The 10,918-nt window shown below is 35.9% G+C and carries 6 protein-coding genes, 1 tRNA gene and 1 pseudogene; 5 read left to right on the forward strand and 3 right to left on the reverse strand.

Annotation, left to right across the window (positions count from 1 at the left end):
- Nucleotides 1-421: 421 nt before the first annotated feature.
- Complete coding sequence (locus tag ACFIK8_RS07890; RefSeq protein WP_375669131.1) at nt 422-1,138, reverse strand: phage tail assembly protein; 717 nt, start codon at nt 1,136-1,138, stop codon at nt 422-424.
- A 633-nt stretch (nt 1,139-1,771) separates the two neighbouring features.
- On the opposite strand from ACFIK8_RS07890, the gene ACFIK8_RS07895 reads away from it, so the two are divergent.
- The 4 genes from ACFIK8_RS07895 to ACFIK8_RS07910 all read left to right on the forward strand — a co-directional run bounded on the left by ACFIK8_RS07895 (nt 1,772) and on the right by ACFIK8_RS07910 (nt 7,798).
- Nucleotides 1,772-2,968, forward strand: a complete 1,197-nt coding sequence (locus tag ACFIK8_RS07895) for a multidrug effflux MFS transporter (protein ID WP_375669132.1) — start codon at nt 1,772-1,774, stop codon at nt 2,966-2,968.
- Between the two features lie 262 nt (nt 2,969-3,230).
- Entirely contained in the window at nt 3,231-3,962 is a 732-nt protein-coding gene (locus ACFIK8_RS07900) for an alpha/beta fold hydrolase (protein ID WP_375669133.1), read from the forward strand.
- Entirely contained in the window at nt 3,959-6,133 is a 2,175-nt protein-coding gene (locus tag ACFIK8_RS07905; protein ID WP_375669134.1) for an isocitrate/isopropylmalate family dehydrogenase, read from the forward strand. The genes ACFIK8_RS07900 and ACFIK8_RS07905 overlap by 4 nt, the downstream gene beginning before the upstream one ends.
- An 858-nt stretch (nt 6,134-6,991) precedes the next feature.
- Nucleotides 6,992-7,798, forward strand: a complete 807-nt coding sequence (locus tag ACFIK8_RS07910) for an N-acetylmuramoyl-L-alanine amidase (protein ID WP_375669135.1) — start codon at nt 6,992-6,994, stop codon at nt 7,796-7,798.
- Nucleotides 7,799-9,042: 1,244 nt separating this feature from the next.
- Here ACFIK8_RS07910 and ACFIK8_RS07915 read toward each other — a convergent pair.
- Nucleotides 9,043-10,242 carry a porin gene (locus ACFIK8_RS07915; protein ID WP_375669136.1) on the reverse strand — a complete coding sequence of 400 codons (1,200 nt, stop codon included), beginning with the start codon at nt 10,240-10,242 and terminating at the stop codon, nt 9,043-9,045.
- Nucleotides 10,243-10,555: 313 nt separating this feature from the next.
- On the opposite strand from ACFIK8_RS07915, the gene ACFIK8_RS07920 reads away from it, so the two are divergent.
- Nucleotides 10,556-10,646 (forward strand) — tRNA-Ser (locus ACFIK8_RS07920).
- A gap of 105 nt (nt 10,647-10,751) precedes the next feature.
- On the opposite strand, the pseudogene ACFIK8_RS07925 reads toward ACFIK8_RS07920, so the two are convergent.
- Nucleotides 10,752-10,891, reverse strand: a pseudogene (locus tag ACFIK8_RS07925) (integrase); the annotation flags it as partial.
- Nucleotides 10,892-10,918: the final 27 nt, after the last annotated feature.

Here is a 10,918-nt window from a genome sequence, read left to right on the forward strand (position 1 = left end):
CTAGAGATGTTTCTCCTAGAAAATTCGTATCGAATGGTGTGTCTTCAGGAATGCGAGTTTCCATGTTTTATCTCCTTGAATATGCTGGAGATACAATGTCTTTTTGCCAATTATGTTCCAAAAGTGAATAGATATGTGCTAAAAAGGACAGAAAACATCGAAAACAGGACGGTGATCATTACTTAAAATTCTAGAGTCTTTATTTTATTATTTCATTTTTTTGTAAAAACAGCGCGTCTTCTAAAATTTTAGTTTTTTTATATTGCACTTATGATTAAAAGAATGCTTCAATTATTCAAAATAAATATCAAAAGTATTCAATTCAAAAAGCTATGAGAGATAAAAGAGAAGGAAGAAACATTAGTGTTCTAAGCTGTTTTTCCTTCTCTTATTGCTCTATATCAAAACGATGCTCGAAAAATTATTTCAATCTTTTAAGTAAAAGCTCCCAACACCAAGAAGGCAGATTCAAAATTTTTGAGGCAATGTCTGACAATTTTAAGATTATATCCAAAATTGACTTTTTTGTTGTGTTTTCAGTTTTGGGATGAGATGCAATATGCACATGTTCTGATGGACTATTTTGTATGAAGGTACCGTAATTTATAATGTTCATTTGAATCGGTGTATTAGAAGGGTTATGCACTGTTATTGGTGTATAGTCGCTAAAGATTTCTTCTTTTATGTTTTTTATATCCTTTGTTTCAAATATATCTTTATACAAACTGTTTTTGCATTTTTCCAACATGGTGTTGCTGAAAATACAGACATTCATTATTTTTCCCATGAGTGTTTTTATTTTATGGATAAAACTTTCGACATAGCTTGTGAATGGATTTTTCAAAGCCATTTTAATATCGTTACTGATGCTGATTATTTTGTCGAGCGCTTTTTTTACTGAGGAGTCCAAAATATCTTTGATATTTGAAAAGTCATGCTCATCAAGTTTGTTGATCATATCATAAGACCATCCCGAAAGACAGGCAATCATTTCTATTGTTTGCTTGATCCCTTCCTTTTTGCTTATTTCTCTTAAGTCTTTAACTTTTGCACGTCGTAAACTAATCTCTGTATATGTTTTTCCTTCAACTGTAAGGGGTATCAGTAATGGGACGCGTGTTATTTCTATTATGCACATTCACAGCTCTTATGAGTCAATTAAATAAAAATATATTAAATTACAGTATTATATTTATCAATATGTTATACAGTTTTTTTAATTTTTTATCTTAAGTAAAAAGTTTCATGCAATGAGCAAAGTATATTTGTTTTTTTGCAGGGGTGTCATTATACTCTATGAGCTGATAGACCTAAATTCTTTACAATAAAGGTTTATGTTGATAGGCTTTTCAAGCTATTGTTGTGTTAGAAGTGGGCTTTGTACGGTCGTAATTTTGGAGTAGAGCCGTCAATAGACCGTTTTTCTTCCTTGAATTTTGTAGATTCATTTCACTCGATATTGTATGAGAATACCATTGTTGTCGCGGAGAAGGTATGTAATATCAGTGCATTTTGTCTATGATGTTTCTGAAAAAGGTTGATGTGTGTTATAGCAAGATGTGTGTACAGGAAAGCTTATTTAGGGAATAACTTTTTGTCCCATGAAGTCCGTAAAACAAAACGCTGTCTATAAGAAAAATAATATTTTTACAAAGTAAAATAATAACACTTTTAATAATTATTATTTGTATGTATAAGCATAAAATATAATTATATTTGTTATATTTAATTAAATACTATTTAATCTCTAACTAAAAGTGTGATTTTCTTTATGATTCATAAATATACATTACCATTCATTATACTTATTGTATGTTTATCGACGGGGGGATTGATTTCTACCGACATTTTTTTACCAGCACTGGGAGAGATGCGTCAATATTATCAAGTGACACAATCTCAAATTCAGAGTGCAGTGGCAGTTTTTTTGTTGGCATTGGCAGTTGGACAGCTCATTTATGGGCCACTGAGTGATAATTTTGGGCGTAAAAAAACACTTCTATTGGGCTTATTCTTGTGGTTATTTACAACATTTGGTGCGATTTATACGGTTCATATTCACGCTTTTCTTGTGTTACGTTTTTTGCAAGGTCTTGGTGCTTGTGCGGGACTTGTCTTAAGTCGTGCAATTATCAATGATTTGTTAGATAAAAAAGCAGCCGGAAAACTTTATTTGATTGTTTTCCCTTTTATTGGAATGTCACCAGCACTTGCACCTTTCATTGGTGGACTTTTGATACAAGCTTTTCATTGGCAGGCAACTTTTATCTTTTTAAGCTTTTTTATATTTTTGACCATTTTGCTGTGTTGTTTTGTGCTAACGGAAACTCTGCCCCCTCAAAAACGGCAGCATTTTTCTCCTGTAGGATTGATGAAGGCATATTTAGGCGTTTTTAGAAATAAACAATTTATTTTTTATGCACTTATTCCGTGTTTTTCTTACATAGCTTATTTTGCTTATATTGTGGAATCGCCTTTTTTACTCACGACTTTGGGTCTATCACCAATACACATTAGTTATAGCTACATTGGTGTCTCATTGCCCTATATTTGGGGAAATCTTTTGGCGCGATGGTTTTTTGAACGCGAGTCTATGGAAAAGACTGTCTGTCGAGGATACATTATTTTTGTTATAGGAGGCGTGCTCTTTGCTGTGCAAATGTATCTAAGCCCATGGCCCCTTGTGACAAGTTTTATGGCTATTGCTGTTCTGACTTTTGGTAATGGTTTTTTATTGCCGTTAGGAACAGCGTTGGCTATTTCATCGCATCCGAAAGCTGCGGGAGCGGCTTCTGGTGTTATGGGATCTTTGCAATTAGGAAGTGCGGCGCTAAGTGCAGCGGTTATCGGAAAAATCTCTGGTCATAGCCCACGGGCTATGGCCACTTTGTTAGCTGTGTGTTGTATGATTGGTTTTATCATTTATATTCAAAAAGCGCGTCATTTTATGACCTCAGAAATGAGCTGAGTGAAATGATAAAAAGAAAGCATTATGCGGAAATGCTTTTGATGTTTTACACAAATGGGGCACCTGTACATTAGATGAATTTTTTTTATTAAGTTGTTGGATTGAATGGGTTTAAAATTTGTTACAAGCTTAGTTTGAGTTTAACAAATCGATTATGATGGGGGGGGAGTATGAGCCTAGAGTTTCAACATATTTTCATTATATTGGGTGGGAAAAGTTTTGGCTCTAATGCATGTTTTAAAATAAGGGGAGGAATTGATCAATGAGCCTTCCTATTATTATTCTTTCTCCTGTAATGCCAATTTGGGATGGTGGTGTTTTTTGTTCTCCATTGACAAAGCTATGCTTATCAAAAGGATTCCCTGTCACTCTGCTGGATACGCTTTCTCTTTTTCCTAAGAGTTCTCATGTTCTCAATCATTCTGCTGTAGATATTTTATCTTTTATAGAAGAAAAACTTAAAAGCTATTTTAAAGAGCCCGCAGTGCTTGTGGGATTTTCTATGGCTGGAATGTTGGTACAAATATTGGCAGCACGGCTTCCCAATGTTCAAGCTGTGCTTGCTGTGAATGCACCTGGCTATCCTGATAAGGTTTTGCAACGGCGCCTTGGAGATATTCTTGTTTACTTAGAAAATAATGATTTATCAGGAGCTTTGGAAATACTCAATGGTTTTATGCATCCTTCTGGCATTATGAAAAAAAGAGTTTTATTGGAGGCTCCTGATCAACAAAAAAGCGTGGCAATTGAACGCATGACAAGAGGCTTTAAACTCTTATTGGCGATGGATGCTAGAGATGAAATAGTTAAGTATAAGGGGAAGTTTTTAGCTTTAGTGGGAGAAAAGTCACAACTTGCAACGGTAGATAATCAGACGAAAAGTCCTTGTTTCAATCATGAATATAAGATCATCTCTGGTGCTGGTACGCGTTTGTGGGAGGATAATCCTGTTATGACGGATACAGTCATTGATGAATGGATGGAGGGATTATGAAAAAGAAAGTTCTTGTATTACCTGGTGATGGGATAGGACCAGAGGTTTGTGATGCTGCGCTGATGGTCTTAGAGCAATTTCAATTGCCAATTGAGTTTACTTATGGTGATATTGGTTTTGAATGTTGGAAACAGGAAGGAGATCCTGTCCCTCAAGCAACTTGGCAAAAAATTACTCAGAGTGATGCGATTTTACTTGGAGCTGTGACCAGTAAAGGAAAAGAAGCGGCTTTAAAAGAACTTGAACCGCATTTAAAAGAGCAAAACCTTGCCTATGTTTCTCCTGTACTTCAGCTTCGCCAAAAATTAGGGTTGTTTGCAAATATACGCCCTATAAGATACATCTTTGGTCCGAAAAAACCTTTTCATTTTTATGTTATCAGAGAAAATAGTGAAGGTCTTTATGCTGGATTGGATTTTCGGGGTATCACTCCTGAAGCAGCCGCTTGGTTAAGACATCCCAATTTGACAAAATATGGGCTTGAGGAAGCTGCGTGGACAGTCCGTTTGCAGACACGCTTTGGTTTAGAGCGGTTATTTGAATACGCTTTTTCTTATGCAAGAAAATATGGCATGAGGCGAGTTACTTTTGCTGATAAGCCCAATGTTATGCGAGAAAGTGGACAATTTTCGCGAGAAATTTTTGAGAAAATTGCGCAAAACTATCCGGAAATTGAAGCAGATATTCATAATGTTGATGCAGTTGCTTTGTGGATTGTAACGAAGCCAGAGCAGTTTGGCGTGATTGTTGCTGAAAATATGTTTGGCAATATTCTCTCTGATCTTGGCTCTGGAGTAATGGGAGGATTGGGGCTTGCACCTAGTGCAAATGTGGGGAGCGAGATTGCTTATTTTGAACCTGTTCATGGAAGCGCACTACGTATTGCTGGACAAAATAAAGCAAATCCTTCTGCGATGCTTTATACCACGGCTTTACTCTTAGAACATTTAGGCTTTCAGGAGGAAGCAAAACAATTATCTGAGAGTGTTGATCAGGTTATTCGTGCTGGAAAAACTGTATCTTACGATCTAGGAGGTGTAGCCTCTACCCGTCAAATGACTGAAGCTGTTCGCAATTCTCTCATGAAACCTGTCTCTGTTTGTCATGCGGCAATTATTACTATTGGTGATGAACTCCTTTCAGGACAATATTTGAATACGAATTTACAAGATCTAAGCCAAAGCTTAAACAAGAGAAATATTCAAGTCACACGTCATTTTGTTTGTGCTGATCAATTACAGCAAATCAGTGAAACTGTTGTTTCTTGTCTTGGACAAGAAGATCTTATCATTATCAGTGGGGGATTGGGACCAACATCAGATGACATAACACGTGATGCGGTTGCAAAAGCCGTGCAGCAGCCTTTGGTACATCATGAAGATGTTTGGCAAACAATAAAAGGTCAATTACAACGATTAGGGATTACGGCGGATAAGAGTAATGCGCGTCAAGCATTGTTTCCTGAGACAGCAACCGTGCTTGATAATCCTACGGGTACAGCACCAGGGTTTTATCTCTCTTGCGATGGAAGTACGCTTGTTGTTTTGCCTGGTCCACCATCACAGGCTCTTGCGCTTTTAGAGAATTATTTAGAACACAATGAGAAGAAATATTCTTCTGTATCGCGTGCGAGGTATGCATGGACTTTGATTGGAATTGATGAAAGTACCATTGCGCAGTGGGTTGATTGTCATCTTGAAAATGAGCCATTTGAACGGCATTTTTTATGGAAAAGTCCCTATGTTCTTGTGCAACTGATTGGTCAATCAGAAGCGCCCTTGGAACAACATTTCGTGGAAGAATTTGAAAATCATTTTCACCCCTATTTGGTTGGTGCAGAAGTGACTACTACTTGTAAACAATTAGCGATGCATGCAGAGGTTCATTGGTCTTCCAATGATCCGCAGCTTTTAAAATATTTTCAACCCATAGAAAAAAGTACAAAAAATATTCCAAATCTTGAGGTTGAAGTGAGCCTATCACCTTCTATCGAGACATTAGAAAATCAAGAAGAAAGCCTTGGACATGCCACGATGACTATACGGATGAAAGGTTATGACGATGATCGTGTAACTTTTCCCTATACGCGACCACTTTTAGGTGTCGTCTTACAAGAATATGCAGCTTGGTTGGTTTTAAAAAGATATTTGCAAACTGAGAAAAGCAAATGAACCTCTATGGGGACGTAAAAATATTGCTCAAATTATTGAACGTTCTATTATAAGAAGTATTTTTATCCTTTTCTTAGGTGGTTTTTATCTATAGGTTAATTTTTCTTTTGATGTGTAATTAAATGACTTTGATTGATTCAAGATTAAGAAAAACTTTACTATATTAGGCTCGCTGCATTCAATATTTATAAATGATTAATTATTATTATAAATCAATATGTTATCTTTAATAGAGTCTATGACAAGGAATCCAGGGGCTTCGTGTGCCTCAAGCGTTGTAAATAATTAAGATTCTTTGTAAATCAAAAAGTGATGTTGTGAAAAGACAAGAAGTCGTGTCATTTACAGGAAAGCTTTGCAAATTTTATTGAAAAATACGTCCAGTTTATTGGAATATGTGCCATTCAGTTATCTGATAATAAATTGTTGTAAAGAGCTCATAAAATTTTTCCTATAAGTTTTGTGTGATTGCGCGATAGTTGGGAGTTCGCTTCCGAGGGGCGATATTTTTCAATTTGATAACAGGAAAAACTATTTTTTCTGTAAGACGTGAAAATTTAAGGAGTGATCATTTTATGCTTTTGTTTTTCTTTTGATTGGTAATTTTTAGGAATTTGTTTGAGGAAAATATTTAATGCGGTGTGTTGGTGAATGTGGTTAAAAACATTTTACGCGTGTGTGTGGGAAAAATAAAAATGTGTCTTAATTGTTGATAAGAGTGTCAATGTTTTTGATGAACAAATTTTAGGCGTAATTCTTAGTATCTAGATAGGAAGTTCGTTGCAAATTTTTTAACAATTTGTGTCCTATTTGTTGTGGTGCGCAGTGGTCTTTTTAAGCAAAAAAGAAAGGGCTTTTATGTATCAGATTGATTACAACAGTTATCGTTCTGTCAAGAGTTTTAATCGTCGCGTTCGTTTTCTCGTCATGCATTATACGGCACTTGATTTTAAATCCTCGATTATGGCGCTTACAGGAGAAAAGGTTAGTGCACACTATCTTGTTCCTGATCCTTCAGAGCAGACATATCGTGAGGCAGGCTTTACGGACATGCGTATTTTTAATCTGGTCGATGAAAATGAGCGTGCATGGCATGCGGGTGTGAGTTCATGGGCTGGGCATAGTCATCTCAATGATGCATCTATCGGGATTGAAATCGTTAATTTAGCGACTGGTCATTCTGAGTCTCCAGAAGAGACAGTTGATTTTATGGCTTGTCATGATGAGGGGGGTATATTTCCTCCTTATAATCCAATACAAATTGATGCCGTTAAGGAGCTTGCATTGAATATTCTTCAACGGTATCCCGATATTATGCCAACTGATGTTGTGGGACATAGTGATATTGCCATTGGAAGGAAAAGTGATCCAGGAGCAGCTTTTCCATGGAGAGAACTTTATAGGGCAGGTATAGGAGCATGGTATGATGATGAACTAAAAAGTCATTATCAAGAGCAATTCTCTAAGAATTTTCCATCCAAAGAAGATGTTTTGGCGAAGCTAAAATGTTATGGATATGACATTTCTGCTGCGTGTACCCAAACAGGATACAAAGATTTGATCCGAGCATTTCAACTTCATTTTCGTCAAGAAAATTATGATGGGATTCTAGATGTTGAAACAGCAGCAATTCTTTATGCATTGGTTGATAAGTATTTTCCGTGAATTCAATGCCTTTTAATTGAAAATATGATTACGTGTAAGCCTTTTTCTTATCAAGAGAGGCTTCTTTTTGCCAATGCGCTTTATGTAAAAAAGGGCATTAATCGTGTAAAAAATCCCATGTACGGTATAAGGCGTTTTATGGAAACACAACTCTATAGAAGGCTCTATGATTTGCAGAGATTAAATTTTACTGTTTCTTTGTCTTATATTTTTCTTCCTTTAAAAACGAGTAAAGTCAAGATGTTGCGTATATGATGGCATGTTCCTTACGCAAGATAAAACGCTTCAATCAAAATGGTCTTGTATTGTATATTTACATGCTTGTTTTAAAGAAATGTCTTTTAGTCTGTATCACAACACATATTTTACAGCGACGTTCATAAAGAATATAATCTAAAATCCTCTATGAAGTGTATTCTCATTTTTATGCTTAATAAAAGTGCCTAGCACCATTATATACTTTGCCAGATCTCAATGTTACTACAGCCCTTGGGGCTTAAAACGATGCATAAAAGGATTTTTTTTACTTGTTTTTTTCACATGGCTCTCTCCATTTGTCATGTACAAGTGAATGGTTTTGGTTAATTCAACATGCAAAATAATAGATTATCATTATAAATCAATGTGATGCAGATTCAAAAAAAGGTGGGTCGTTTACAGATTGCTACTGATAGGAGTCTCTATTCTTTAGAAGGGGAAGAGGTCAATTCATTTTTTGAAGACATATCTATTTTCTCTTTTATTGCTTTGGAGGATATTTTCATCGTTTTGACAACATGTTTCTTGATGATTAAGTTTTTTAATGCGAGGCAGTGTTGTAAAATGTTGTGTTTTAGGATGTTAATAGAAGACACATTCATGCATATAAAAAACACAATGATGTCTTGTTTTTTCAATATTTTATCTGTTCAGTGTAGAATTTATCTGAGAAGATCATGAGCTGAATTAACAAAGGTGAAAAGTAAATTACCAAGAAAGACCAATTTGGTAATAAAGCAAAGGTATTTGTTCACCTTTAAAGGGCACGCAAGAGATTGTTTGAATTGATGTGTAAGCACCGCCTACGCAGTGTTCTTATCAAGCACATTAGGTTAATTTTCTGAGAATATTTTTGTGAAAGTCAGTAATTTTTGTCAAAAAGACAAGAAAATAAGTATCAAGAAAGATGCTCATGATGTTTGATTGCAAAAATAAAAACTGGCAACTTATGTTGCCAGTTTTTAAAATCTTTAGCTTAAATAGGATTAGAATGAACGCTGTAAACGGATCATACCTTGAAAAGCACTTTTTTTATTGAATAAATGTTTTTCATCATTATTTTTATCCGTTACAATGCGATCATCATTCCAATTAACATAGGTTAATTCAGGTGTAATTACAAATCCTGGAACCAGCGTATATGCAATATTTACAGAAGTTGCAAAAGTTTTTACAGAACTATAAGAAACCTGTGCATTTAAATTTGCCTTTGGAGTGAGTTTGTAAGTGGCACCTGCCCAAGCAGCCCATTTACCGCCCCAGTTTGCATAAATCGTTGTGCTTTTTCGTGATAACTCATCATTTTCATTTACTGTGTAGTAATCAAGGCCATTTTTATAACCAGCCATTACCCATAGATTGAAACGATCATTGATATTGAAATCTGCACGTACTTTTCCAGCCCACTTTTTGTAGTAAGTATCATATGCTGCAACCGCTGAAAAACCACCCCATTTTTGCATAAACTTTATACCCAAAACCACATTCGGGGTGTAATTTTTAATTGCTTTACTTGGAAGAGGAGTATCCTTCGTGATAGAAACAAGCTTATCATCTTTATCAATATAGTATCCTGCTGTTCCAGGAAGAGAATCTGAATTATTGCCTAATTCAGCTCCGATAATAGCAGAAAAGCCGGAGTCACCATTAAAGGTGTAGGAAATAAAATTGGTGCGTGTTGTGCCGGCAGGTGCTATGCTATCATCATTGAGAACATTTCCATAATCACCAGTCCAGCTGTTGAAAATTGTGTCATCAAGACCTACGCGAAAACCACCCAGTTCAATGTAAGCGGCTGAAAGCCTTGCACCAGCGCTGTCTCTACCATCACCCCAGCTTGAGAAAATTCTTGCATATGAACGGAGTGTTCCCATTTCTGTTTCAGAAGCTGCTTGAAAAACAAGGGTGAGCCGTGATGATGCGCCATAGGTTTTTCTTTTGTCTCTAAGTTCAGTTTCGCTTGTTGCATCGATATTATCACCGCCTATAAAATCAGCACGAACATTTCCTGATAAACGTATGCAGGTATCTGTTCCAGGGATATAAAAATATCCTTTTCCGTAGGCATCACAAACGCGAATATATTCTACAGGTTCGGGTTCGGCGATAACTGTTGAAGCAGCATGTACTCCAGAAATTGCTAAAAAAGCTGCTGTAGAGCTTAAAAAGAGGGATTTAATATTCATATAAGATCTCCGAGGTCCGTTTAATCTTCTTCTAAAGAGTATCATTCACCTAACGCATTAAGGACAAAGACATAAATAAAATACGCGGCACTTGTTACCTTAGCTATACTAATCTTTTTAGAGTTTCAAATATGAAATTACCTTTTTGTAATGTATACATGTACTATTCGAGATAATGTGGTAAAAAAGACACAATTTTTGTTTTGTTAACTTTTTATCCCTATGGGCTCAATAGGAGAAAAATTTCAGATATTTGGGAAAAAAGTCGAAAATGTCTTGAACTTTCTGTTGATACCATTTATGCCTCTCTGTTGGAGAGGTGGCCGAGTGGTCGAAGGCGCTCCCCTGCTAAGGGAGTAGGGCTCAAAAGGCTCTCGAGAGTTCGAATCTCTTCCTCTCCGCCATCTATTATTATATCTTCGCCATCTATTATTATAAAAGTAGTCGATTGTGTGTGGGAATTTTATTTTCAGTAATTTGTGCCCATTTGCTTTTCTACTAATCCCAATTTTGTGAAGCTTTTTAATTGCTTTTCTTGCTAGACGTTTTCTATCGGCTGTTTTGGTATAGAGTGGTGCTATTTTATCTTTCTTCCATCTAAATTTATTTGCGAAATTGTAATACCTGCGTTAGTAGCGCGTGTGGTTGCTCATTTTCTTAATTCCTGTGTTTATTT

This window comes from Bartonella sp. MR168JLCBS (assembly GCF_042194175.1).

What these genes read in the sequence shown, in the direction of transcription:
- ACFIK8_RS07910 (WP_375669135.1), top strand. Translation starts at nt 6,992, where the DNA reads ATGTATCAGATTGATTACAACAGTTATCGTTCTGTCAAGAGTTTTAAT.
- ACFIK8_RS07890 (WP_375669131.1), bottom strand. Translation starts at nt 1,138, where the DNA reads ATGTGCATAATAGAAATAACACGCGTCCCATTACTGATACCCCTTACA.
- ACFIK8_RS07905 (WP_375669134.1), top strand. Translation starts at nt 3,959, where the DNA reads ATGAAAAAGAAAGTTCTTGTATTACCTGGTGATGGGATAGGACCAGAG.
- ACFIK8_RS07915 (WP_375669136.1), bottom strand. Translation starts at nt 10,242, where the DNA reads ATGAATATTAAATCCCTCTTTTTAAGCTCTACAGCAGCTTTTTTAGCA.
- ACFIK8_RS07900 (WP_375669133.1), top strand. Translation starts at nt 3,231, where the DNA reads ATGAGCCTTCCTATTATTATTCTTTCTCCTGTAATGCCAATTTGGGAT.
- ACFIK8_RS07895 (WP_375669132.1), top strand. Translation starts at nt 1,772, where the DNA reads ATGATTCATAAATATACATTACCATTCATTATACTTATTGTATGTTTA.